The organism is Actinokineospora sp. UTMC 2448 (assembly GCF_024760565.1).
Classification (GTDB): domain Bacteria; phylum Actinomycetota; class Actinomycetes; order Mycobacteriales; family Pseudonocardiaceae; genus Actinokineospora; species Actinokineospora fastidiosa.
The window spans coordinates 867,599-892,499 of sequence record NZ_CP031087.1 but is presented as its reverse complement, the minus strand read 5'-3'; the positions used below and the strand labels follow the sequence as shown (position 1 = coordinate 892,499).

Here is a 24,901-nt window from a genome sequence, read left to right as displayed (position 1 = left end):
CTGGGCCACCAACCCCAGCGGGGCCCACCGGAGGCGCCCCGATCACCCCCGGCTGGCCCGCGTTCGCCATCCACGGCGCAGCAGGCGTCCCACTCCCCGATCCGCTCGGCGCGCCCTCGGTTTCCGACCGGTCCGCATTGGTTGCCCACGGGGCGCCAGGAAAGCCACCGTTCGCTGCGCCCGCCTCCGCCGCCCACGGGGGAAGCGGTGCGCCGCCGCCCAGGGTGGCTGGCTGAATGTCTGCCGCCCAAGGTGGAACAACCGTGGCCCCGCCATCCGCTCGGACGCCTGCGTCCATCCCCCACGGAGGGGCCGGGGGCCCGCTATCCGCAGGCCCTGAGTTAGCTGGCCGGAAGCCTGCGTCCGTCGCCCACGCGGCCTCGCTGCCTATCGCTCCCGGAGCCATTGGGTGGCCGCCTGTGTTCGGCATCCACGGGGCTCCGGCGTCCATCGCGCCCGGCACGGGCTGGCTGGCGGGGGTCGGTGCCCACGGGGGAACTGGAGAGCCATCCCCTAGCGAGCCGGGTGTCGCCTGCCAGGTGGGGGCGGAGCCGGATGCGGCCGCGGCTGCTCCTGGTTCCGTTGTGGAGGTCCACGGCGGGTTGGTCGTGGTGGGCAGGGGGAAGGCGTGGGTGCTGAACGGCGCGGCCTGTTCGGGGGTGGGCCAGGCCGGGTCGTCTTCCCAGGGGTGGTCGGTGCTGGAGTGCTCTCGCATCGGTGTTCCCCCTAGAGCCCGATCACGGGCGGTGACGCCTTCTGGTCGTTCGCGAATGGGTTCTCCGCGTCGTACGGGTACCGCCTGCGGTGTTCGTTGGCGTCGCCGCCTGCGCCCGCGCCCATGCCCGCACCCATGGGCATGCCGCCCATGCCTGCCCCCGCGCCGCCCGCGCTCGCGGCGATGGCGCCGCCCGCGGGGGCGGCGGCGGGGCGGTTGCCGGGGTTGAACGTCTCGGTGAGGCCCACGGTGGGGCCTGCGCCCACCGGCTGCCGGGCCGGGCCGCCGTGCGGGCTCTCGTTGAGGCCGGTCGTGCCGCCGCCGAAGGGGGTCGGGGCGCCGCCGCCGGGGGTCGAGCGGACGGGCGGGTCGTCGACGGTGCCCGACGCGGTGGTGCCGCCGCCGGTCAGGTCGTTCCAGCGCTCCTCGTCCGTCGGGCGAGGGGTGTGCGGCGCGGGCTGGGGTGCGGGCACGTGCGGCTCGCGCGGCATCGGCGGGCTGGCGTCCGTGGGCTCGGTGAAGGCCGGGGTGGCCTCGTCGATGCCGATGGCCGCGCCCTCGAAGCGGCGCATGGCCTCGACCGCGACCTCCTTCAGCCGGGCCTGCTCGGCCTCGGCGTTGAACGCGCTCTCCGCGCCCGTCGCCGTACCGGAGATCGCCGCGCCCAGCGCGCCGCCGTTGTTCAGGCCGGCGTCGGCGCCGTCCGCTGCGCGCGCGGGTGGGACCAGGACCTCGGGCGGGAGGTCGGGCATGGCGTCCTGGACGGCCTTGAGCGCGCCAGCGGCCTCCTGGATCGGGTCGCCGATCTGGTGGGCGGTCTCGCCGAGGTCGCCGAGCCAGCGCGCGTTGGCGGCGACGTCGGCGCGGGCCTGTTCGGCCGCGTAGCCGGACCAGAAGGTCATCAGCTGCGCCAGCGCGGTCTCCAGCACCGTGGCGGCGTCGCTGACCTCGTTGCCCGCCTGGCGCCAGTCGTCGGCCAGCTGTTCCAGCTGGACCGGGCTGGCGTTGTCGGAGACCATCGCGATCAGCGCCTCCAACGTGTACGACTCCCAGTTCACCCCGCCGACGACATACCTGTCGCCGTTTCCCGCGCCCATCGCCCGATCTCCCCTCGATGGCGGCAGACGATCGCTTTCGACGATCACGCTAGCCGGTCCGACGCGCGGACGGCATCAACCGTTCCCCGCCGAACTACTCCTCGCTTCACAGTTCCGCATCGATACACGACCCGACGTACGCTCGGCTGGTGCCGAAGGTGCTCGCCGTCTCCGACGAGGTGGTGGACCAGCTCTGGACGGACCAGGTGCGCCGCCACCGGGTCGACGTCGTGCTGGCCGCGGGCGACCTGCCGTTCGACTACCTCGAGTTCCTCATCGACGCCCTCGACCGCCCGTGCGTGTTCGTGCCCGGCAACCACGACGCCGACCTCTCCGGCTACGACCGCTCCGGCAGCGGCCTCTGGACCCGCGACGGCCTGCCCGCGGAGTGGCCGGGTCCGGCGGGCGCGGTGAACGCCGACGTCCGCGTGGCCGACGTCGCGGGCCTGCGGATAGCCGGGCTCGGCGGGTCCATCCGCTACAACCGGGGCCCGAACCAGTGGACCGAACGGCAGATGGCCCGTCGCACCCGCGTCCTGCGCCGCCGGGCCGCCCTGCGCCGCCTGCGGGACGGGCGGGGCGTGGACGTGCTGCTCACCCACTCGCCACCGCGCGGCGTCGGCGACCGGGAGGACCCGGCGCACCGGGGCTTCGCCAGCCTGCACACGGCCGTCCGCAAGCTGCGGCCCCGCTTCCTGCTGCACGGCCACATCCACCCGCACGGCGAGCCCGTCCCGGACCGCGTCCTCGACGGCACCCGGGTGATCAACACCGTCGGCTACCGCATCCTGGACATCCCGGAGGCGCGCGATGTCGCGTGAGACGGGACCTCGCGGGCGGACACGTGTCGGACAGGACGGAGGGTGACCATGCCGCGCGACACCGGGTTTCCCCTGGCGGACGCGGAGAACGACTTCCTGCGCATGCGTCGGCGTCAGGTGTTGTCGCGGCTCGGGGCGTGGCTGCGCCGCGAGCCGGACGACGTCAACATCATGCTGCCGTTCGACGAGGTCGTGGCCGCCCTGGGCCGAGTCGGCGAGCGCAGGCTGGGGCTGCGGACGATCGACCTGGACTCGATCGTGGGCAGCGTCGACCGCACGCGGGACTTCGACCGCCGGTTCCGGCCCACGTCCGGACGCGCGCGCACCCGGTGGGAGCGGTTGGCTTTGGCGCAGCGCCGGGGGGAGTCGATCCCGCCGATCGAGGTGTTCCGCGTGGGCGACCTGCACTTCGTCATCGATGGGCACCACCGGGTGTCGGTGGCGCACGCGATGAACCTACGCACGATCGACGCCTATGTCACCGAGATCATCACCCGCCTTTCCGCAGAGGGGATTCGCCGCAGGGGCGATCTCATCGTCAAGGACTACCGCCGGATCTTCCTGGAGCGGGTTCCGCTGCCCGAGGACGCGCGCGACGCCATCCGGCTGGGCGACGCGTGGGAGTACTCCGAGCTGAGTGAGGCGGTCGAGGCGTGGGGGTTCCGGCTCATGCAGGACGAGCAGACCTTCCTCGACCGCGCCACCGTCGCGCGCCGGTGGTACGAGGAGGAGTTCGTCCCGGTGGTCACCATGGTCCGGCAGGCCGGGCTGATCGACACCCAGACCGAGGCCGAGGCCTACCTCTGGGTCATCGCCGAGCGGTACCGCCTCATCCGCTCCCACCGCTGGGACGACGACGTGATCAGCGCGATCCGGCAGGGCCCTCGGCTGCCCCGCCGCATCGGCCTCTAGGGGTCGATGCGGGCCGCGACCCGCTGGAGTAAGCGGAGCAGCAGGGCGTGCTCCTCGGGCGCCAGGCAGTCGGCTACCCGGGAGCGGATGGCCTCCACGTGCTCGGCCAACCGTTGGTGCGCCTGATGGCCTTCCGGGGTGAGGGTGGCGGTGTCGAGGGTGATCCGCGCCCAGCCTCGGGCGGCCAGGTGGTCGACGTGGGGGCGGGTGGTGGGGTCGTCGGCGGTCAGGAACGGGGCCAGCACCCGATCCAGGTCGGCGATGGGGGCCGGAGCGCGGGAGAGGGTGTTGAGCACCTGCCACGCCCGGCGGTCCAGGCCGGCGTCGGTGAAGGCGGAGTCGAGCGCACGGTCGACGCGCTTGATCCAGTAGCCGAGGGGTTGTGCAGTGGTCATCGAGCACTCCAGGTATATGTCTTTTTACAAAGGTTGTAATATCACATCTATGTCTGACGAAGCGGTCGCGGCCGTTGAGCGCGCGATGGTCGCGATCCGCCGAAGCCAGAGCCGACGCGTGCTCAGCCGCATGGCCCCGGCCGACGGCATCGACCCCACGCTGTTCGGCGTGCTCGACGTGGTCGAAGAGCGCGCCGAGGCGTGCGGCGTCGGGGAGGTGGCGGCGGCGCTCGGGGTGGATCAACCGCGCGCCAGCAGGCTGGTGGCCCGCGCAGTCGACCAGGGCCTCCTGACCCGCACCACCGCCCCCACCGACGCCCGCCGCACCCTCCTCACCCTGACCGACGACGGCCGCAGCGCCCTAGCCCACGCCCACGAAGCCCGCCGCGCCGTCTTCGACCAGGTCATGGCCGACTGGTCGGCGACGGACCGCCACGACTTCGCCCGCCTCATCACCCGGTTCGTCGCCTCCCTGGGAAGGGTCGTGCCCGGCGGGGACTAGCCCGGGGCGGGGTGATGCGGCTGCAAGGCGACGACGCTGTCGCCAGCGGCCCGCCCAAGGACGAGGAATCGGTGCTAGCAGCGGGAAGCCACGCCGGACGCCACCACGACAACCCCGCACGCCATCGGCGACCGCGACAGCCGCAGGATGACAGCGGCCGTCGCGGCCCCGACATCCCGCCGAGCGATCGGCAGGCCCGATCGGTGCCGCCGCAACCCGGGCAACCTAGGCAGAGTCATCCCGACACTCAGGCGACGGCGCGACCGGGGTGGCCGGCCGGACCGCAGCCACGATGCGACCGGCCCATGACGCGCCGACGCAACCGGGCGACGCGCGACCGGGGGTGACCGGCGTGACCGAGCAACCGTGACGACCGATGGAACCGGGGACGACCGGGGCGACGGTGGAGCGGCGGGGACCGGGCGAGGGCGCGGCGGCCGACGGCGCGCGGCGGGGCCGGCGGGCGGGCGGTGCGGGCACCGGTGGCGGGCGGACTTTCCCCGCGACGGCGCGGTGGTACGTCGGGCCTATGGCGGGGCGGTGGCCGGGGGTGTGGTTAGTACGTCCAGATTTGTACTCCTCGGATGATGAAGGGGGGTGAGGGGACGTAGGTGCCGTTGCCGGGGTAGGTGTCGAACTCGCCCTCGGTTGAGCACTCCGGGCTTTGGTAGACGGTTACCGGCCTGGTGAGGCGGTTGACGAAGGAGCGGGCTTCGAGTCCGATGGGGACGCACTCGTCGGGGTTGGTGTTGGACAGGGTTAGGCGGGCCGGGGTTCCGCGGAAGGCGGAGTCGGGCCATAGGCAGAGTTCGCCGGGTTCGCAGAGGGTGGCTGCGGATGCGGGGGTGGACAAGGTTGCCAGTGCTACCACGGACAGCACGGCGATCATGAATGCACGCATGGGTACCTCCTGGGTCCGGGACGCCCCGGGGGTCGGGGTGTCTCCGGAGTCCAGGTTGCCTGGTTCGCGCCGAGGGGCGCGGAAGTTATCCACAGGCCGACATCGAGGTCGGGTCGGGGAGGCAGTCGGCTAGGTGGAGAGCGATTCATGGGTCGGTGGCGTCGCTCAGGTCCCTCCACAGGAGCAGGTGGTGCAGGCAGGCCTAGGGCCCCGGCCAGCGGGAAGCCGGGCCGGGGCCTCGGGATCGGCGAGTCCGGGTTGTCAGGGCTCGGGGTCGGCGAGTCCAGGCCGCTGGGGTCGCGGGGTCGGCGAGTCCGGGCTGTCAGGGCTCGGGATCGGCGAGGCCGGGTAGGGGGCGGTCGGTTCTTGGCAGTCGGGTCACGGGGCGGGTGACGTCTCGGGGAATAGGGGCTACGTCAGTCGGCGTAGGTGAAGTTGCGGCCGTTGTGGGGGTCGAAGAGGTGGATCTTGTCTGTGTCGAACCAGATGCGGGCGGGGTGGCCCTCCTTGGCCTGCGACGACGCTGACAGGCGGGTGATGATCTGGGTTCCGTCGGCGCTCAGGTCGGAGGCGCCTGCGTCGGCGGCGAGTTCCTCCAGTTCGGCCGACGTCGCCATCTCGCCCTCCAGGGTGAAGTAGGCGAACTTGTCCGAGCCCATCGACTCCAGCACATCCACGGTGGACTCGAAGGTGGCGCCGCCGGACATCGCCGTGTCGTCCAGGAGGGTGGCGTCCTCGAAGTGTTCTGGGCGCAGTCCCATGATCACCTCGCGGGGGGCGTCGGCGTCTTCCAGCAGGGTTCGGATTCGGTCGGTCAGGGGGAAGTTCCCCAGGGGGCTGGAGACGCTGCTGTTCTCCAGGCGGGCGGGGACGAAGTTCATCGACGGTGAGCCGATGAACCCGGCAACGAACAGGTTCACCGGCTGCTCGTAGAGGAACTGGGGCGAGCCGATCTGCTGGACCAAGCCGCCGCGCATCACCACCACGCGGTCGCCCAGGGTCATGGCCTCGGTCTGGTCGTGGGTGACGTACACCGTGGTGGTGCCCAGTTTCTTCTGGATCTTCGCCACCGACGTGCGCATCTGCACCCGCAGCTTGGCGTCCAGATTGGACAGGGGCTCGTCCATCAGGAACGCCTTCGGGTCGCGCACGATGGCGCGGCCCATCGCCACGCGTTGGCGTTGGCCGCCGGAGAGGTTGGACGGGCGGCGGTCGAGGTGTTGGGTCAGGTCGAGGATGCGCGCGGCCTCGTCGACCTTCGCCCGGACGGTCTTGTCGTCGACCCTGGCCAGACGCAGCGGGAAGGCCATGTTCTCCCGCACCGTCATGTGCGGGTACAGGGCGTAGGACTGGAACACCATCGCGATGTCGCGGTCCTTCGGCGCGCGCTCGTTGACCCGCTCGCCATCGATGCGCAGCTCGCCGGAGGTGATGTCCTCCAGGCCCGCGATCATGTTCAACGTCGTCGACTTCCCGCACCCCGACGGGCCGACGAGGATGATGAACTCCCCGTCGGCGATCGTCAGGTCCACGTCGGACACCGCGAGCGCGCCGTCCGGGTACTGCTTGCTCACCTTGTCCAGAACGATCTCAGCCATGGCTTCAGCCCTTCACGGCGCCGGACGTCAGCCCCGCGACGATGCGGCGCTGGAAGAACAACACGAACACGATGATCGGGATGGTGATCACCACAGCTGCGGCGGAGATCGTCCCGGTCGGGTCCTCGAACTGCGACGACCCGGTGAAGAACGACAGCGCGGCGGGCACGGTCCGCGACGCCTCGGTCGAGGTGAGCGAGATCGCGAACAGGAAGTCGTTCCAGCAGAAGATGAACACCAGGATCGCCGTGGTGAACACCCCGGGCGCGGCCAGCGGCGCGATGACCCGGCGGAACGCCTGCGCGGGCGTCGCGCCGTCCATCTTCGCCGCCTTCTCCAGCTCCCACGGGATCTCCCGGAAGAACGCCGAGAGGGTGTAGATCGCCAGCGGCAGCGCGAAGGTGATGTAGGGCAGGATCAGGCCGGGCCAGGTGTCGAACAGCCCGAGCGAGCGCTCCATCTCGAACAGCGGCGACACCAGCGACACCTGCGGGAACATCGCGATCAGCAGCGACACCCCGACCAGCGCCCGCTTGCCGGGGAACTCCAGCCGGGCGATGGCGTACGCGGCCATCGTGCCCAGCACCACCGCGATCAGCGTGGAGATGAGCGCGATGCCGATCGAGTTGCCCAGCGCGCGCAGGAACGTCGTCGTGCTGAAGATGTCGGCGTAGTTCTGCAGCGTCCACTCGCGCGGGATGAAGTTGCCGTCGGTGAGCGTGGCGGGTGTCTTGAACGACAGCGACACGATCCACAGCACCGGGACCAGCGCGTAGATGACGACGATGATGTCGAGCAGTGTCCACCGGGCCTTGGCCCCGGTCGTCATGGCGGCCATCAGCGTCGCCCCCGATCGTCGCTGCCCGGCGCCGCGGTGCCGAACACCTTGACGAAGATGAACGCGATCAGCGCCACCGCGACGAAGATGAGCACCGACATCGTCGAGCCGATGCCCAGGTTCAGGCCTCTGATCAGGTTGCTATAAGTGATCATCGAGACCGATGAGGTCTCCTGCGCGCCCGCTGTCAGCACGAAGATGTTGTCGAAGATGCGGAACGCGTCCAATGTGCGGAACAGCAGCGCGACCAGGATCGCGGGCTTCATCACCGGCAGCATCACCTTGGTGAAGCGCTGCCAGGCCGACGCGCCGTCCATCGACGCCGCCTTGAGCAGGTCCTCCGGCACCAGCGCCAGGCCCGCCATGAGCAGCAGCGCCATGAACGGCACCGTCTTCCACACCTCGGCGAGGATGATGATGGCCAGCGCGGGCGCCCGCTCGGTCAGCAGCGCCGACTCGGGCGCGACGAGTTCGGCGAGGTAGCCGGTGTCCTGGGTCCAGGCGTAGCGCCAGGAGAACGCGGCCACCACCGTCACGATGCCGTACGGGATCAGCGCGACGGTGCGCACCAGCCCTCGGGCCACCAGTGTCCGGTGCATGATCAGCGCGAGCGCCATGCCGAGCACCAGCTCGATGACCACGGAGATGACGGTGATCAGGCTGGTCACCCAGAACGCGTTCCACCAGTACCCGTTGGACAGCACGGTGATGTAGTTGTCGAACCCGATGAACTCGCGCTGGTCCGGGAACCGCAGGTCGTAGCGCTGCAGCGACAGCCAGATCGAGTACGCGATCGGATAGCCGGTGACGGCCACCATCACCAGGGCGGCGGGCGCGCAGAGCAGCCAGGCGAGCTTGCGCTCGGCCCGCTTGCCCTCGCTCACCTTCTGCCTGCGCGGCGGATCGGCCGGTTGGGTCGAACCAGGAGGCGGGACGACCGTCTGGCTCACGGCAGGACCCCCTTCGAGTCGAGGGCGTTCTGCACCTCGCGGCGCAGTCGGTCGGCCGTCTCCGGCGGGTTGATGTCCCTCGGCGGCGACAGGATCGTGGAGATCAGCGTCGAGACGTTCTGGTAGGCCGGGGTGAGCGGCCGGATCGCCGCCTTCTTCAACTCCGCCAGGATGGTCTCGCGCATCGGGTACGCCTCCTCCATCTCCGGCTCGGCGTACACCGACTCGATCGTGGGCGGCACGCCGGAGTTGATCGCGGAGAACTTCTGGCTCTCGGCGCTGCGCAGGCACTTGGCCGCCTCGAACGCCTCCGCCTTGTGCTCGGAGTAGGCGCTGACGGCCAGGTTGAACCCGCCGAGCGTGGCCGTGCCGGTGTTGGCCGGGTCGAGCGCGGGATAGGGCGCCCAGCGCAGGGTCTCGATCAGCTCGGGGTTGGCCTCGGTCATCGCGGCGTACACGTAGGGCCAGTTGATCTGGAAGGCCGCGCCGCCGTCCTGGAACGCCAGGCGGATGTCGTCCTCCTGCGCGTTGGACAGCGACGGGCTCGACACCGGGGACACCGCCAGGTTCCGCAGCGCCTCCAGCGCCTCGACCGCGCCCTCGTCGAACACAGCGCGCGTGCTGTCCTCGGAGAGGATCCGCCCGCCCGCGCCCTCGACGAGGGTGTTGAACTGCACGACCAGGCCCTCGTACTGGGCGCCGGTCATGAGGACGGTGTGCGGCTTGCCCTGGTCGCGCAGCCGCTCGGCCATCTGGAGCATCTCGGACCAGGAGCGGGGCGGCTCAGGGGTCAGGTCGGAGCGGTACCAGAGCAGCTGGACGTTGGTGTTCTTCGGCGCGGAGTAGAGCTTGCCCTCCCACATGGCCGTCTGGAGTGGACCTTCGAGGGTGCCCGCCTCGACGTCGGCCCGGTCCGCGCCCGTCCACTCCTGGATCCACCCGGCCTCGGCGAACTCGGCCACCCAGGTCACGTCCAGGCCGAGGACGTCCATGTCGGTGTCGCCCGCGGCGAGCCTGCGCACCATCTGCTCGCGCTGGGCGTCCGCGGTGCGCGGGAGGGTGTTGAGCGCGATGACGTAGCGGCCGTCCGCCTCGTCGGTGCACCGCGCGACGACCTGGTCGAAGTTCTGCTCGGTGGAGTAGTACACGTTGATCGTCAGCGGGCCGCCGTCCGACCCGCAGGCGGCCGAGGTCGCCAGCACCGCGGCGCACAGCACCGCGGGGAGGCGACGGCGGCCGGGGGGATGCTTCATCGCCCTGCCTCCTTCCGACGGACACGTCGTGGAGGCGTGCACCGCGACGTGCCGCCGGTGCACCCGGGGAGCCGCGCGCACCGGTCACCCGAACCTAGATCCGGTGATCACCAGCCGCAATTCGACCGGTCGCGCTGCCCCGTTCGGCCTAGCTGGGGCGCATGGCGAGCTTGGCCAGCAGGTCCCGGCCGCGCTCGGCGTTGCGCGGCTGCGCGAGCACGTCGTAGCGGCCCGCGACGAGCTGGGTGGCGGAGGCGAAGTCGCGGGTGCGGGTGCTGGCGTAGCCGACGGCGGCGAACACCAGCCCGAACACGACCCCGGCGGCGAGGCCGACCAGGATCGGCGCGAACGAGGCCTGCTGGGTGCTGAACAGGCCGAGCAGCAGGCCCACGAACAGGCCGAACCACGCTCCCGACAGCGCGCCGGTGCCCAGGACCTTCGGCCAGCTCAGGCGCCCGATCACCCGCTCGACCAGCATCACGTCGACACCGACGATGGTGACCTCCTCGACCGGGAACTCGTTGCCCGCCAGGTGCTCCACCGCCCGGTGTGCCTCTTGGTAGGTGGCATAGGACCCGATCGGCCACCCGGTGGGCGGCGTCGGGACCTTGGGCAGGCCCTGGTTGCGGCCAGAGCCGGAGAACGCACCGGTCATACCCCCATAGTGCCAAGTGGCCACGACCGGTGCGAACCCGATACCGACTACGTGATGACGCTGGCCACCACGGTGCCGTCGGCGTCGTAGGCGGTCACCCGGACGTCGGCCAAGCCGGTGGGCGCCCAGTCCACGGGGTAGACGAATCGGACCAGGTAGGTGCCGTTGGCGACGACGGCGTCGGCGCTGCGCCCGTCGGAGGCGACCGTGACGCGCGCGATCCGGTCGTCGAGGACGCGGCCCGCCACGACGCGGGCGCCCCGCCTGCCCAGCGCCCGCTCCCCGGCGCTGGAGGTGGCCAGGTCCAGGGTCACCGCGCCGGGCTCGTCGTCGCGCCCGGACCCGAAGCTGGCGAACCCGCCGTTGTAGTGGCCCCCCGCGTCGACGTCGCAGTGGACCATCAGGCCGTTCCCGACGATCAGGGCCAGCCGGCCCGCGTCGTCGTCGAGCAGGTTGCGCAGCCGGACGGTCTCGGGGGTGTCGCTGATGCCGGGGGTGGACGGGGTGGCGTCCGAGCCGAGCGCGGACAGGGCGCAGCCCCGCTCCATCGCGCGGACCTGCTCGGAGGAGAGCCCGGGGAACCCCGACGACGGCGCGTTCGTGAGCGGGGTCGAGGTCGTGGTGATCCCGGGCTGGGTGGCGGTGCCCACCGGCGCGGCGCGCTCGGTCGGCACGATCCACACCGCCACCGCGACGGCCGCGGTCAGGCCGGTGGCGGTGGCCAGCGGCGCGACCCAGCGCCGTCGCGGCGGCTCGTCGACGGCGCTGACGATCGCCGCGCGCATGCGGGTGTGCCGGTGCGGGGGCAGGTCGCGGGGTGGGGGCAGGTCGATCATGCGGTCTCCTCGGTGGCGAGTACGGAGACGGCCGGCGCCGCGAGCAGGCGCCCCAGGCGGGCGCGGGCCTTGCTCACCCTGGCCCGGACGCTGCCCTCGGCGATGCCCAGCACCGCGGCGGCGTCCGCGTAGGACACCCCCGACCACAGGCACAGCGCCACGGCCTCGCGCTGGGCGCGGGGCAGTTTCGCGAAGGCTGTGGCGACCTCGGCCATGCGGCGTTGGTCATCGATGCGCCCCGCGACGTCGTCGGCGTGGTCGGGGACGGGGTCGTCGGCGGGGACGCGGGCGGCCAGGCGCAGCCTGCGGGCGAGCGAGCGGCGGTCGGCGCGGACCACGTTGGTGGCCACGGCCAGCAGCCACGGGAGCACGGAGTCGCGCTGGAGCACCACCTGGTCGCGCTTGCGCCAGGCCAGCAGGAACGTGCTCTGGGTGTGGTCCTCCGCAGCCGCCCACGACGCGGTCAGCCGGAAGCAGTGGTTGTAGACCGCCTTCGCGTGCCGGTCGAACAGCACGGCGAAGGCGGCGCCGCTCCCGGCCGCCCACAGCTCGCTATCGGTCGTCATACCCGGATGTGCCCGCCGGGCGGCCGGGTGTTGCCTACCCGCGCGACTTGTACTCGCGGAGCAGGCCGCGGGAGATGATGGTCTTCTGGATCTCGCTGGTGCCCTCGCCGATGAGCAGGAACGGCGCCTCGCGCATCAGGCGCTCGATCTCGTACTCCTTGGAGTAGCCGTAGCCGCCGTGGATGCGGAAGGACTCCTGGGTGACCTCGGCGCAGTACTCCGACGCGATCAGCTTGGCCATGCCCGCCTCGACGTCGTTGCGCTGGCCGGAGTCCTTCAGCCGGGCGGCGTTGACCATCATCAGGTGCGCGGCCTCGACCTTGGTGGCCATCTCGGCCAGCTTGAACGCCACGGCCTGGTGCTCGGCGATCGGCTTGCCGAAGGTGCGCCGCTGCTGGGCGTACTCGACGGCCAGTTCGAAGGCGCGGATGGCGATGCCGCAGGCGCGGGCGGCGACGTTGACCCGGCCGACCTCGACGCCGTCCATCATGTACGAGAAGCCCTTCCCGGGGGCATCGCCGAGGATCTTGTCCGCGCCGATCCGGAAGCCGTCGAAGACCGCCTCGGTGGTGTCGACGCCCTTGTAGCCCATCTTGTCGATCTTGCCGGGGATGGTCAGGCCGGGCGCGACCTCGCCGAAGCCCTCGGGCTTGTCGACCAGGAAGGTCGTCAGGTTCTGGTGCGCCTTCTCCGCGCCCTCGTCGGTCTTGACCAGCAGGGCGATGAGGTTGGACGAGCCGCCGTTGGTCAGCCACATCTTGGCGCCGTCGATGACGTAGTCGTCGCCGTCGCGGCGGGCCCTGGTCTTGATCGCGGCGACGTCGGAGCCCAGGTCGGGCTCGGACATGGAGAACGAGCCGCGGATCTCGCCGGTGGCCATCTTCGGCAGGTAGTGCGCCTTCTGCGCCTCCGTGCCGTGCTGCTTGAGCATGTGCGCGACGATGAAGTGGGTGTTGATGACCCCGGACACGCTCATCCACCCGCGCGCGATCTGCTCGACGACCAGCGCGTAGGTGAGCAGCGACTCGCCCAGGCCGCCGTACTCCTCCGGGATGGTCAGGCCGAACAGGCCCATCTCCTTCATGCCCGCGACGATGTCGGCCGGGTACTCGTCGGCGTGCTCCAGCGCCTGCGCGTGCGGGATGATCTCCTTGTCCACGAAGTCCTTGACGGTGGACAGGATCTCCTGCTGGACGTCGGTGAGACCGGCGGTCTGGGCGAGGCGGGCCATGCGGGCTCCCTATGAGACGGGCCAGGGTTACCGAGGAGTATCGCGCGGTTAACGCTCGTTCGCGCCCCCGAAGTGGGCGGGGACACTCGTTCTGGATCGGTTCGCCGCTGTGCCAGTATCCGTGGACTTCACCCTGGGGAGACACGGATGCGTATTTCGGCAACAGTCCTGGCTGCCGTTTTGTTAGGTCTTGTCAGCGCGGTCCCGGCCGCGGCGCAGGGCGAGAAGGTCACCATCGCGGTGACGCCGCTCGAACCGGTCGAGGTGACCACCCCGGGGCCGGTCGAGTTCACGGTGCACCTGCACCGCCACACGTTCCACCCCGTCGACGTCGCGCTCGTCATCAACAAGGGCGACCTGGACGTCACCGCCGAGGGCTGCGCGGAGGACGAGACCGGGCACCTGACCTGCGCGCGCACGCTCGACGGCTCCGACTCGATCACGCTCACCGTCTACCCGCCCGACGAGGAGCCCGAGTACGACACGTACTACTCGCTGTACGCGTGGGCGTTCACGCTGGAGGACGGGTCGCCGGAGGCCACCGGGACCATCGTCGCCGCGACCATCGTGCTGCCCGGCTACAACCCGTTCCCCCGCGAGGTCGAGCCGTCGAGCCGGGAGGGGGCCGTGCCCGTGATCGAGGGCCGGGTCGTCGACTCGGTGACCGGGAGGCCGGTGGGCAACGCCACCATCCGGATCAGGAACGACTGGATGGACGCCACCGCCCACAGCGACGGCGAGGGCCGGTACCGGTTCACCCAGACCTCCGACGGGCCGCTGCCCAGCGGCACCTACGCGATGACTGTGGACGCCGTCGGCTACCGGGACTACCGGGCGGAGGTCGAGACGGGCGCCGACCAGGCGGCCGTGCACCGGGTGGTGCTGGTGGCGGACGTCCCGCCACCGGCGCCCGAGAGGCCCGGGACGCCGGTGGCGGTGTGGATCGCTGTCGCCGCGGGGGCGGTCGGGGTCCTGCTGGTGCTCGCGGCGCCCGTCGTGGCGCGGCGGTCAGCTCGCGCGCAGTTCCAGGGGCTCGCCGCAGTCCCGGCAGTCCTCGGCCAGGACGTACACGTCGGCGCCGCAGGCGGCGCAGTCGCGGAAGCTGCGGGACATCAGGTCGTCACGACGACGGCGGCCGGAGAACAGGGACCGGAGACTTCGGCCCTCCACGTCGGCGAGGCGGTGTCTACCCATGCGGACATTCACGCCGATGCGGAGGACCAGAGCAAGCCACTGCCGTGATCTGTGCGTTATCTCACGGCAACCTCTGACTCTTCGTCACGTCCCTGACCTGCTGTGTCATCTTCTGGTGACAAATCGGTCATAGTCACGGACCGGTGACGGGCGAGCCGATTGGCCCGTTCCTGCGCGCCGACCAGGTCGTCCGGGAGCGAGTCGGGGACCTCGGTGTCGAAGCGGCGCAGCGTCCGGAGGGCCCAGCCGCCCGCGGTCACCAGGACCAGCAGCAGGCCGAAGACGACGTACGCGAAGCCGATGCCCCGGCCCTCCCCGGTGCCGATGACGGCCCCCACGGTGCCCGCCAGCGCGCCGTCGGGGGCCATCAGGGGCTCGAACGCGGCGGTCGCCAGCGGGGCCAGCAGCGCGAACCCGATCGGCAGCGTCGACCAGGACAGCGTCTGGTTGATCGCGAACACCCGCCCGTGGAACCGCTGCGGCACCTTGACCTGCACGATCGTCGCGTAGACGCCCTGGGCGAGCGCCATCGACATCGCCATGAAGAACACCCCGGCCCCGACCGCGACCACGGACGGGTGCACGCCGATGGCCAGGCAGCCCACGGCCGTGCCGAGGTTGAAGCACAGGACCCCGATCATGCGCCGGGCCCTCGGTCCGCCCCACACCGCCATCGCCAGGCCGCCGACCAGCGCGCCCACGGCCTCGGCGAGGGCGATCGTGGCCACGTCGGTGATGTCGCCGAAGGAGAGCACCAGCGGGGTGGTCAGCACGAGCGCGGGGGCGAGGAAGACGTTGCCCAGGGCGAAGTAGCCCAGCATGAGTCGGAAGCCGCGGTGGCGCCACGAGTAGCGCAGCCCGTTGAGGATCGCGGTGGCCAGCGGCTCGCGGGGCCGCCAGCCCAGCAGGTCGGGGAACCGGACGAACAGCACGGTGGTGATCGCCAGGACGTAGCCGCAGACGTCGATGAGCACGATGCCGCGCAGCCCGATCTCGGCCAGCAGGCCTGCCGCCAGGATGGGCATGAGCAGCAGCGCGAACCCGCTGGAGAGCTGGGCGATGCCCATCGCGTGGCCGAGGTAGCGCTTGGGCACCAGCTGCGGCACCGACGACTGGAACGCCAAGCGCTGGAACGATGCCGCGACCTGGCTCAGCGACACGAGCACGTAGATGTGCCACAGCTCGATCCGCTCGGACCACAGCAGCCCGGCCAGCACCAGCTGGATGGCCCCGGAGGCGCAGCTGGCCACCAGCATCACCCGCCTCCGGTCCACGCGGTCGATGACGCCGCCCGCGATGGGCAGCATGACCACCCCGCACAGCAGCGCCAGCGCCCACAGCAGGCCGAGGTCGGTGACCGAGCCGGTGCGCGTGTAGAGCCAGATCGGGAGGGCGAACGCGGTCAGCGCGGCGCCGGTCGTGGCGACGAGCTGGCCGAGCGCGACGGCGAGGAAGCGCGGCATGCTCGGGGTGATCGACGACGGCGCGCGCGTGCCCACCTTCTGCCAGTCGCGCAGGTCCCACGGCGCGTCGTCACCGCGCTCGGACAGCTCGGCGGTGTCCTCGGCGGCGATCGCCCGGTGGGTGCGCGAGACGATCTCGGCCAGCTCGTCGGCGCGGTACTTCAGGAAGAAGTGCCCGGCCTCGTCCAGCACGACCAGCGCGAGGGTGTCGCTGAGGAACTGCCACTCGGCGTACCGCTCGGCGTAGTAGTCGGTCACCGGGTCCTGCGACCCGACCACGGAGATGACGGGCGCGCGCAGCTTGTCCGCGCCGCGGTCGAGCAGGTCGGTGAAGTAGTCCTCCGCCGCGCGCGAGTCGGCGCGCATGTTGCTGATGATCCGGTCGGCCTGCTCGGGGTCGATCTCGTCGGTGTCCACGCCCATGGACTTCAGCCAGCTCGCGTAGTGCCGGTTGGACCGCAGCTTCTCGATCCGCGTCTTGGCGGCGGCGAACGGGCCCTTGGGGCGGGCGAACGGGAACATCGCGCCGATGTAGACGGCCTCGATGTCGCGGCCGCCGGTCTCCAGCTTGCGGGCGACCTCGGCGGTGATCGCGCTGCCGACGCCGCAGTGCCCGTAGAGCGCGAGCGCGCCGGTGACGCGGTCGCGGATCTCGTCGGCGATGCGGGTGGTCAGCTCGTCGAAGGGCAGCGCGGACTCGTCGAGACCGACGTCGTGGCCGGGGATGGCCACGCTGTAGAGGGCGTGGTCGTCCGGGAGGGCGTCGGCGAGGGGCTGGTAGACGATCGCGCTGCCGCCGCCGTAGGGGACGCAGACGTAGGTCAGCGCGGGCGCCTTGGTCTTGGTCAGCTCGTAGAGGAGCTTGCGGGGGCCGCTGTCGGCCCCGCCCATGAACTCGGCGAGGTCGCGGATGGTGCGGTGGGTGAACAGGTCCATCACGCCGACCGGGCGCGCGTCGGGGAGCTTCCTGATCCGCGCCACGACCTGGGTGGCCAGCAGCGAGTGCCCGCCGAGGTCGAAGAAGTCGTCATCGATGCCGACCGTGGGGATGGCGAGCACTTCGGTCCAGATGGCCGCGAGCGCGCGCTCGGTGTCGGTGCGCGGCTCGACCAGCTCGCCGCTGCGGGTGACCTGCGGGGCGGGCAACGCCTTGCGGTCGAGCTTGCCGTTGGGTGTCAGCGGCAGCGCGTCCATGTCCACGATCGCGGTCGGCACCATGTACTCGGGCAGGCGCTTCTTCAGCGCGGCCTTGACCTCCGCGTGGTCGGCCCCGCCGACCAGGTACGCGGTGAGGCGCTGGTCGCCGGGCGTGTCCTGGCGGACGATGACCGCGGCGTCGGCGACGCCGGGCAGGTCGCGCAGCGCGGACTCGATCTCGCCCAGCTCGATCCGCAGGCCGCGCAGCTTGACCTGGTGGTCGAGGCGGCCGAGGAACTCCACGGTGCCGTCGCGGCGCCAGCGGGCCAGGTCGCCGGTGGCGTAGCGGCGGGCGCCGGGCTCGTGCGGGTCGGGCACGAACTTCTCGGCGGTCAGCGCGGGCCTGCGGTGGTACCCGCGGGCGACGCCGACGCCGCCGATGTGCAGCTCGCCCGCGACGCCGATCGGGGTCTCCACGCCGTGCCGGTCGAGGATGTGCACCCGCAGGTTGGCGATCGGCGCGCCGATCGGGACGCTGGTGCGGCCGTCCAGGTCGGCGCAGTGCCACGCGGTGACGTCGATCGCGGCCTCGGTGGGGCCGTACAGGTTGTGCAGCTCCGTGCCGGGGAAGCGGGCGGTGAACTCGCGGGCGGTCGCCAGCGGCAGCTCCTCGCCGCTGCAGATGACGCGGCGCAGGCTCGGGCACGCGCTCTGCTCGCCGAGGAAGACGCCGAGCATGGAGGGGACGAAGTGCGCGGTGGTGACCGTCTCGGCGTTGATGAGGTCGCGCAGGTAGCCCGCGTCCTTGTGGCCGCCGGGCTTGGCGATGACGAGCCGGGCGCCGGTCTGCAGCGGCCAGAAGAACTCCCAGACGGAGACGTCGAAGCCGAACGGGGTCTTCTGCAGGACGCTGTCGGTGTCGTCGAGCCGGTAGGCGTTCTGCATCCAGTCCAGGCGGTTGACGATGCCGCGGTGGGTGTTGGGCACGCCCTTGGGCCTGCCGGTGGAGCCGGAGGTGTAGATGACGTAGGCGACGTTGTCCGGGGTGGCCCTGGGCGGGGGGTTGTCGGTGGGGCCGTCGGTGAAGTCGTCCTCGATGACGAGGTGGTCCTCGGCGATGTCGGTGAACTCGCGGCTGACCAGCACGGCCTGGGCCTGCGCGTCCTCGATCATGAAGGTGCGGCGCTCGGCGGGGTACTCCGGGTCGATCGGCACGTATGCCGCGCCTGCCTTGAGGACGCCGAGGAGGGCTACCGGCAGGTCCAGGGACCGGTTGGCGCACACGGCGACCAGGGATTCCGGTCCCACGCCCTGCTGGGCGAGCCTGTGCGCGACGCGGTTGGCCTTGGCGTTGAGTTCGGCGTAGGTGAGGGTGCTGCCCTCGAACGCCACTGCGGGGGCGTTCGGGGTGCGTTCTGCTTGGGCCTCGATGAGCGCGTGCAGCGTGGTGTCGGGGAAGGGGGTGGTGGTGGCGTTGGCGGCTGCCGGGAGCGCTTTGTCAGCGTCGGCGCGGATGTCCACCCGGGACACCGGGATGTCGGGGTTCTCGGTGAGCGCGGCGACCAGCGTCCGCCAGCGCTCGGCGATCAGCTCGACGGTGGCGCGGTCGAACAGGTCGGTGTTGTAGACCAGCTTGCCCCAGAGGCCGTCGACGACCTCGACGACGTGCAGCTCGAAGTCGAACCGGGTGGCGCGCAGTTCCATCGGCGTCCACTCGAAGGTGACCTCGCCCGTGGCGGCGTCGTCGGCGAAGCGGCCCATCTCGTAGTTCTGGAGCACGAACATGCTCTGGAACACCGGCGACCGGCTGACGTCGCGGGGGACGCCGAGTTCCTGCACCACGCGGGCGAAGGGGACCTCGGCGTGCTCGAAGGCGTCGAGCACGCCGCGCTTGGTGCGATCGACGAACTCGGCGAAGGTGGGATCGTCGGCGAGGTCGGCGCGCATGGGCAGCATGTTGATGAACATGCCGACGACGTTCTCCAGCTCGGGCGCGGAGCGGCCTGCCGAGGAGACGCCTACCGCGAAGTCGTCCTGTCCACTGTGGCGGGACAGCAGGACTTGGTATGCGGCAAGGAGAATCATGAACAGCGTGCTGTCATTATGGGCTGCTAGCGCGCGTAGGCGGTCGGTGATGTGTTCGCTGATCGTGAATTCGACGAAATCGCCTTGATAGGTCTGCGTCGCGGGTCGAGCATGGTCGGTGGGGAGGTCGAGCGGCTCGACCCCGGCGAGGCGATCGCGCCAGTAGTCGAGATGCGCCTCTGCGGGCCGGTTCGCCTCCCAGTGCGCGAAGTCCCCGTACTGCACGGGGAGTTCGGGCAGTACGCGACCGTGGTAGGTGGCGATCAGGTCGCGGAGCAGGACGTCGACGGACCAGCCGTCGCCGACGATGTGGTGCTGGGTGAGCAGGAGGATGTGGTCTTCTTCGGACAGTTGAATGAGCAGCGCGCGCAGCAGCGGTCCCTCGGCGAGGTCGAAGGGCTCCAGCACGGCGCGGTCGACGATCGCCTGGGCGGCGGTCTCGTCGGCGGCCCGCACGTGGCGCAGCGGCACGGCGACGTGCTCGGCGACGACGGCGGTCGGCCTGCCGTCGGCGTCGGCGGGGAACCGGGTCCGCAACGCCTCATGCCGCTCGGTGAGCGCGGCGAGCGCGGTTCGCAGGGCGTCCTCGTCCAGCGGCCCACGCACCCGCAACGGCACGGCGATGTGGTACGCCGCCTCACCGGGAGCGATTTGGTCCATGAACCAGACCCGCTCCTGAGCGAACGACAACGGCGGCGCCACCCCCTCGGGCCGCCGGGCGATCACCGCCCTCGGCGCGACAGACCGCTTACGCAGCCGCTTGGCCAACAGAGCAGCAGCCGCCGCCGAACGGTCGGCAGCCTCCGGGGCTGCGGTCATGGGGCTGACTCCTCGTGGTGGTGCCGGGTACCGGAGACACCGACAGTGGAACGGACGAAGCCGAGGGCACTGTCGGCGACGGCGCTGACGGAACGGGCCGCGCCGGGAACACCGTCGGCGGCGGTGGCGCTGGCGGGACCGGTGCCGTTGGCGGCGGTGCGGTGGGCAGGGCGGGCCGCGCCGGGGATACCGGCGGAGGGGGTGCCGTAGGCGGGGCAGGCCGCGCCAGCGACACCGTCGACGACGGTGCCGTGGGCTGCGTCGCCCTGGGCGGCGGCGCCGTGGGCAGCGGTGCCGTGGGCAGCGGTGCCGTGGGCAGCGGCGCCGTGGGCAGCGGCGCCGTGGGCAGCGGCGCCGTGGGCGGCGGCGCCGTGGGCGGCGGCGCCGTGGGCAGCGGCGCCGTGGGCAGCGGCGCCGTGGGCAGCGGCGCCGTGGGCAGCGGCGCCGTGGGCGACGGTGCCGTGGGCGGGGTGGGCCGCGCCGTGGGCGCCGTGGGTGGGGGTGTCCTGGGAGGGACGGGTCCTACCCAGGACACCGCTGGCGGGGTTGCCGCCCGTGCGGCGCGTCATGGTGGAGACGCCCTTGGGTGGGGCTGCTGACGGGCGGGCTCGGGTGAGGGTGCGCTTGGCTCGCGGGCCCTCGGCTCGGTGGGTCGTGCGGGGAATGACCTGGGTGGGTGCGTTGGGCGCCGGGTGGGTCATGGTTGGCCCTCCTGGTCGGCCAGGAGGGCGGCTACCTCGGTGTCGGTGAGGTCGGCTACCTCGGCGGCGATGGCCTTGTCGATCTCGGCGGCGAGGTCGGCGACTACCGGGTGGGCGAAGAGGGCGCGCATGGGGACGTCTACCTCTATCTCCGCGCGGATGCGGGCCATGGCTCGCATGCCGCGGAGGGAGTTGCCGCCCAGGTCGAGGAAGTGGTCGAAGGCGCCTACCTTCGGTACGCCCAGGATGTCGGCGAAGACCTCGGCCACCAGTTCCTCCGCGGGGGTGCGGGGCGCCACATAACCGCGCTCGCGGCGGGTGGGGGTGGGGAGGGCTGCGCGGTCGAGTTTGCCGTTGAGGGTCAGGGGGATGGCGTCGACCGTGATCACGTCGGACGGGACCAGGTGGGTGGGGAGGACCGCGGGCAGGGTGTCCACCGCCCTCCCGGGGTCGCCGACGACGTAGGCGATCAGGCGGGTGTCGTCGGGGGTCTCGTCCTGGTGGGCGATCACCACGGCGGCGCGCACGCCGGGGAGGGCCAGCAGGGCGGCCTCGATCTCGGCTGGCTCGATGCGGATGCCGCGCAGCTTGAGCTGCTGGTCGGCGCGGCCCAGGTACTCCAGGGCGCCGTCGCGGCGGCGGCGGACCAGGTCGCCGGTGCGGTACATGCGGGCGCCGGGCTCGCCGAACGGGCACGGGACGAAGCGGTCCGCGGTCAGGGCGGGGCGGTTGAGGTAGCCGCGGGCCAGTTGCGCGCCCGCCAGGTACAGCTCGCCGACGACGCCGTCCGGCACCGGGGACAGCCCGGCGTCGAGCACGTAGGCGTCGGTGTTCCACGTCGGCGTGCCGATCGCGACCGGGCCGGGCGGAAGCTCCTCCCCGGGGGCGACCACCGCGGCGACGCTGCCGACGGTCACCTCGGTCGGCCCGTACTCGTTCACCACGGTCGCGTGCGGGTTCGCCGCCCGCCACGGGGCGAGCTGCTCCGCCGTCAGGGCCTCGCCGCCGAGGACGAGGTCGGCGTGCGGGGAGCGGGCGGCGTCCAGCAGCGGGAGCTGGCCGGGCGTGGCCTTGACGAACGCGGGCGCCGCGCCGTCGGCGGGCTCGTCGAGCCCGGCCAGCCGGATGGTGCCGCCCGCCGCCAGCGTGCCCAGCAGACCGGTGACGGTGAAGTCGAACGTCACCGGCGAGTGCAGGAGCACGGTGCCGCTGAGCCCCGGGTAGGTCGCGCGCGCCCACGCCAGGTACGCCGCCAGCGCCCGGTGCTCCACGACGACGCCCTTGGGCTGCCCGGTGGAGCCCGAGGTGTAGAGCACGTACGCGGGATCCGCGGGCAACGCGGTCACCCCCGCCGCATCCGCCGCGACGGGGACGGCCGCGAGCGAGACCACCTGCGTCGCGGTGCCCTCCGGCAGGAGGGCGGCCGTGTCGGCGGTGGTCAGGGTGAGCCGCGGCCGGGCGTCGGCCAGCAGGGCGGCCAGCCGGGCGGGCGGGTGCTCCACGTCCAGCGGCAGGTACGCCGCCCCCGACTTGAGGACCGCGACGATGGCGACCACCAGCTCCGGGGAGCGCGGCAGCGCCAGGGCGACGACGTCGCCGCGCCCGACCGGCAGGCGCGCCGCCAGCGCGTCGGCGTGGGCGTGCAGCCCGGCGTAGTCGAACGTCCGTCCCTTGGAGACCAGAGCGGGCGCGGACGGGGTGCGGGCCGCCTGCGCGGCGAGCTGGGCGGGGACCAGGTGGGCTGGCGGCTCCCTGCGCTCGCCCCGGCTGGCGGCCAGGACGGCGGCGCGCTCGTCGTCGCCCATCAGCGGCAGGGACGACACCGGGGCGTCCGGGTCGGACACCGCCGCGGCCAGCAGCAGGAGGTAGCGCTCGACGATCGCCTCGGCGGTGCTCCGGTCGAACAGCGCGGTGCGGTAGAGCAGGCGGCTGGTGCCGGTGGTGATGTCGAAGGCCAGGTCGTCCTTGGTCGTGCCCAGCTTCACCTGGTCGAAGCCGGAGTCCGGGACGAAGTTGAACGCCACCTGGAACAGCGGCTGCACTGCGGGGTCGTGCCGGGACACCAGGTCGGCGACGACGGCCTGGAACGGGGTGTCGCCGTGGTCCATGGCGTCGGCCAGCGCCGCGCGGACCCGGGAGACGAGGTCGCCGAAGGCCGGGTCGCCGGAGACATCTGCGCGCAGGACGACCGGGTTGACGAACATCCCGATCAGGTCCATCAGCTCCGGCCGGTCGCGGCCTGCCGTCGAGACGCCGACGACGATGTCGTCCGCGGCCGACAATCGGGACAGCAGGGCGGCGTACGCGGCCAGCAGCACCATGTACGGGGTCGCCGAGCGCGCCTGGGCCAGCGCGCCGACCCGGTCGAGCAGGCCGGGGGGCAGGTCGAACCAGACCTCGTCGCCGTCGAAGGCCAACCGGTCGGGACGGGGGCGATCGGTGGGCAGGGCGATGACCGGCGGCGCGCCCGCGAGGGTCTTCCGCCAGTGCGCCACGCGGCGCTCCAGTTCGGCGCCCGCGATGTGCTCGCGCTGCCAGACGGCGAAGTCGGCGTACTGGATCTCCGGCTCGGGCAGGTCCACGGTCTCCCCGCGCAGCGCGGCGTCGGCGCGGGTGTGCAGTTCGGTGTCGTAGACGACCTGCGAGCGGCTGTCGAACACCGCGTGGTGCACGACCAGCAGCAGGGTCCACTGGCGCTCGCCCCTGCGCACCAGCTCCGCGCGCCACAGCGGGGGCTGGTCCATGGGGATCGCCGCACGCGCCAGCCGCGAGGCCAGCCCGTCGATGTGCGGGGACTGCTCGTCGTACGGGATGTGCCGCAGGTCGGTGACCGGCGGGTCGACCGGGACGCTCTCGTGCACGACCTGGCGCAGCTCGTCCCCGTCGAGGCGGAAGTGCGTGCGCAGCGACTCGTGCCGGGCAACGACCGCGGCCAGGATCCCGACGACCTGCTCGTGGGTCAGCCCGTCCGGCAGTTCGGTCGGCGCGGAGACGTTGTAGACCGGCGAGGCCGGGTCGAGCTGGTTGGCGAACCAGACCCGCTCCTGGGCGTAGGACGCCGGGAACGCCCACTGCCTGCTCACGACGCCTCCCGCACGGACAGCGGCCGCATGTCCACCCACACCTCATCGATGTGGGCAAGGCACGCGGCGCGGTCGCCGGTGAAGCCCGTGGCGCGCCAGCCCGAGGGCAGCGGCCGGTCGGCGGGCCAGACCGAGTACTGCTCCTCGCCGTTCACGACGACGGACAGGGTCTCCTGCTGGGTCATCACTTGCTCCCGTGCGGCTCGGCCATGGCGACGGCGATCTTGCGGGGGCCGGTGAAGGGCTCCCTGCCGTGCGCGGCGGTCATGTTGTCGACCACGAGGACGTCGTCGCGGTGGTAGTCGAATCGGGTGGTCGCGGCCCGGTAGGCGCCGCGGACGTGGTCGAGGACGTCGGCGGGGATCTCCGCGCCGTCGCCGTAGAAGGTGTTGGTGGGCAGGTCGTCCGGGGCGAACATCGACCGCAGGCCCTCGCTGAGGTCCGCGGGCAGCGTGGTCACGTGGAAGAACGCCATGTGGTTGAACCAGCGCGGAACGTCGGACCCCGGCCGGTAGTGCACAGCCTGCCGGACGGCGCGGGTGCGCAGGCCGTCCTTGCCCTGCCACTGGCACGTGATCCCGCTGCGGGCGCAGTACGCCTCGACCTCGTCGCGCGAGGTCGTGTTGAACGTGTCCTGCCAGGCCGCGCCGAAGTCGGCGTGGAAGTTGCGCACCAGCATCCAGCCGCGCGCCTCGAACTCGGCCCGCACCTGCGGGTCGATGAGCCGGTACACCTCGCGGACGTCGGCCAGCGGCGTCGCGCCCAGGCTGGTGGGCGGCTCGACGCAGTAGAAGAACAGCGTCAGCGGCCAGGCGGCCTGGTAGGAGTTCTCGTTGTGCAGGAAGATCTCCTCGTCCGGCGGGTAGTCGGTCGAGGTGTAGACGCGGCCCTTGATGGTGCTGCGCGGCGACGAGCGCTCGGTGTAGAGCAGCGGCTCGCCGGACAGCGCGCGCACGACGGCGTCGAAGCCGTCCACGCCGCCGACGTCGAAGCCGCGGAACAGCAGCGCCCCGCGCTCGGCGAGGGACGCGCGCAGCTCCGCGCGCCGGTCGGTGATCAGGTCGGTGATGGCGCGCCCGTCGGGCTCGACGAGCAGCGGCAGCGCCGCGGTGTCCAGGTCGGTCGCGGCGTTCGAGTCAGGCATCGTCG

General features: G+C 72.0%; 20 protein-coding genes. 4 read left to right on the top strand and 16 right to left on the bottom strand.

The genetic code is table 11. The features are described from left to right. Positions 1–726 precede the first annotated feature (726 nt). Positions 727–1,812 (bottom strand): PPE domain-containing protein, encoded by a 1,086-nt coding sequence (locus Actkin_RS04305; protein WP_258906042.1) that lies wholly within the window; start codon positions 1,810–1,812, stop codon positions 727–729. A gap of 149 nt (positions 1,813–1,961) precedes the next feature. Between Actkin_RS04305 and Actkin_RS04300 the strand changes: the two genes are divergently transcribed. Together Actkin_RS04300 and Actkin_RS04295 are read left to right on the top strand one after the other, a co-directional pair. Continuing rightward, complete coding sequence (locus tag Actkin_RS04300) at positions 1,962–2,633, top strand: metallophosphoesterase family protein (protein WP_189208297.1); 672 nt, start codon at positions 1,962–1,964, stop codon at positions 2,631–2,633. 48 nt (positions 2,634–2,681) lie between these two features. Further along, positions 2,682–3,545, top strand: a complete 864-nt coding sequence (locus Actkin_RS04295) for a ParB N-terminal domain-containing protein (protein WP_189209949.1) — start codon at positions 2,682–2,684, stop codon at positions 3,543–3,545. Here Actkin_RS04295 and Actkin_RS04290 read toward each other — a convergent pair. Next, complete coding sequence (locus Actkin_RS04290; RefSeq protein ID WP_258906038.1) at positions 3,542–3,940, bottom strand: MarR family winged helix-turn-helix transcriptional regulator; 399 nt, start codon at positions 3,938–3,940, stop codon at positions 3,542–3,544. The genes Actkin_RS04295 and Actkin_RS04290 overlap by 4 nt on opposite strands. Before the next feature lie 49 nt (positions 3,941–3,989). On the opposite strand from Actkin_RS04290, the gene Actkin_RS04285 reads away from it, so the two are divergent. Then, positions 3,990–4,442, top strand: coding sequence for a MarR family winged helix-turn-helix transcriptional regulator (locus tag Actkin_RS04285; protein WP_258906037.1), 453 nt, complete (start codon positions 3,990–3,992; stop codon positions 4,440–4,442). A gap of 556 nt (positions 4,443–4,998) precedes the next feature. Here Actkin_RS04285 and Actkin_RS04280 read toward each other — a convergent pair. The 9 genes from Actkin_RS04280 to Actkin_RS04240 all read right to left on the bottom strand — a co-directional run bounded on the left by Actkin_RS04280 (position 4,999) and on the right by Actkin_RS04240 (position 13,270). Then, a complete protein-coding gene (locus Actkin_RS04280) occupies positions 4,999–5,343 on the bottom strand; it encodes a peptidase inhibitor family I36 protein (protein WP_258906034.1) in 345 nt (114 codons plus the stop codon). Between the two features lie 416 nt (positions 5,344–5,759). After that, entirely contained in the window at positions 5,760–6,941 is a 1,182-nt protein-coding gene (locus tag Actkin_RS04275) for an ABC transporter ATP-binding protein (RefSeq protein WP_258906033.1), read from the bottom strand. 4 nt (positions 6,942–6,945) lie between these two features. Continuing rightward, the gene (locus Actkin_RS04270; protein ID WP_189208302.1) at positions 6,946–7,779 is read right to left on the bottom strand and encodes a carbohydrate ABC transporter permease; all 834 of its coding nucleotides are present in this window, start codon (positions 7,777–7,779) and stop codon (positions 6,946–6,948) included. After that, positions 7,779–8,663 carry a carbohydrate ABC transporter permease gene (locus tag Actkin_RS04265; protein WP_229786722.1) on the bottom strand — a complete coding sequence of 295 codons (885 nt, stop codon included), beginning with the start codon at positions 8,661–8,663 and terminating at the stop codon, positions 7,779–7,781. Before Actkin_RS04265 ends, Actkin_RS04270 begins: the two co-directional genes overlap by 1 nt. A 62-nt stretch (positions 8,664–8,725) precedes the next feature. Further along, entirely contained in the window at positions 8,726–9,982 is a 1,257-nt protein-coding gene (locus Actkin_RS04260; RefSeq protein WP_189208303.1) for an ABC transporter substrate-binding protein, read from the bottom strand. A 148-nt stretch (positions 9,983–10,130) separates the two neighbouring features. After that, on the bottom strand, positions 10,131–10,637 hold the full coding sequence (locus Actkin_RS04255; protein WP_189208304.1) for a YflT domain-containing protein: 507 nt from the start codon (positions 10,635–10,637) through the stop codon (positions 10,131–10,133). 47 nt (positions 10,638–10,684) lie between these two features. After that, the gene (locus Actkin_RS04250; RefSeq protein WP_258906032.1) at positions 10,685–11,473 is read right to left on the bottom strand and encodes a hypothetical protein; all 789 of its coding nucleotides are present in this window, start codon (positions 11,471–11,473) and stop codon (positions 10,685–10,687) included. Further along, complete coding sequence (locus Actkin_RS04245; protein WP_258906031.1) at positions 11,470–12,039, bottom strand: RNA polymerase sigma factor; 570 nt, start codon at positions 12,037–12,039, stop codon at positions 11,470–11,472. The genes Actkin_RS04250 and Actkin_RS04245 overlap by 4 nt, the downstream gene beginning before the upstream one ends. Positions 12,040–12,073: 34 nt before the next feature. Continuing rightward, positions 12,074–13,270, bottom strand: a complete 1,197-nt coding sequence (locus tag Actkin_RS04240; RefSeq protein ID WP_189208307.1) for an acyl-CoA dehydrogenase family protein — start codon at positions 13,268–13,270, stop codon at positions 12,074–12,076. A gap of 180 nt (positions 13,271–13,450) precedes the next feature. Between Actkin_RS04240 and Actkin_RS04235 the strand changes: the two genes are divergently transcribed. After that, on the top strand, positions 13,451–14,512 hold the full coding sequence (locus Actkin_RS04235) for a carboxypeptidase-like regulatory domain-containing protein (protein WP_258906029.1): 1,062 nt from the start codon (positions 13,451–13,453) through the stop codon (positions 14,510–14,512). 8 nt (positions 14,513–14,520) lie between these two features. Here Actkin_RS04235 and Actkin_RS04230 read toward each other — a convergent pair whose 3' ends face one another. From Actkin_RS04230 to Actkin_RS04210, 5 genes are all read right to left on the bottom strand, one after another. After that, on the bottom strand, positions 14,521–19,968 hold the full coding sequence (locus tag Actkin_RS04230) for a non-ribosomal peptide synthetase/MFS transporter (RefSeq protein WP_258906028.1): 5,448 nt from the start codon (positions 19,966–19,968) through the stop codon (positions 14,521–14,523). After that, a complete protein-coding gene (locus Actkin_RS04225) occupies positions 19,965–20,537 on the bottom strand; it encodes a hypothetical protein (RefSeq protein WP_258906027.1) in 573 nt (190 codons plus the stop codon). The genes Actkin_RS04230 and Actkin_RS04225 overlap by 4 nt, the downstream gene beginning before the upstream one ends. 128 nt (positions 20,538–20,665) lie before the next feature. Beyond that, positions 20,666–23,752, bottom strand: coding sequence for a non-ribosomal peptide synthetase (locus tag Actkin_RS04220; protein WP_258906026.1), 3,087 nt, complete (start codon positions 23,750–23,752; stop codon positions 20,666–20,668). After that, the gene (locus Actkin_RS04215; protein WP_189208312.1) at positions 23,749–23,937 is read right to left on the bottom strand and encodes an MbtH family protein; all 189 of its coding nucleotides are present in this window, start codon (positions 23,935–23,937) and stop codon (positions 23,749–23,751) included. The genes Actkin_RS04220 and Actkin_RS04215 overlap by 4 nt, the downstream gene beginning before the upstream one ends. Then, positions 23,937–24,896 carry a TauD/TfdA family dioxygenase gene (locus Actkin_RS04210; protein WP_258906022.1) on the bottom strand — a complete coding sequence of 320 codons (960 nt, stop codon included), beginning with the start codon at positions 24,894–24,896 and terminating at the stop codon, positions 23,937–23,939. Before Actkin_RS04210 ends, Actkin_RS04215 begins: the two co-directional genes overlap by 1 nt. Positions 24,897–24,901 lie beyond the last annotated feature (5 nt).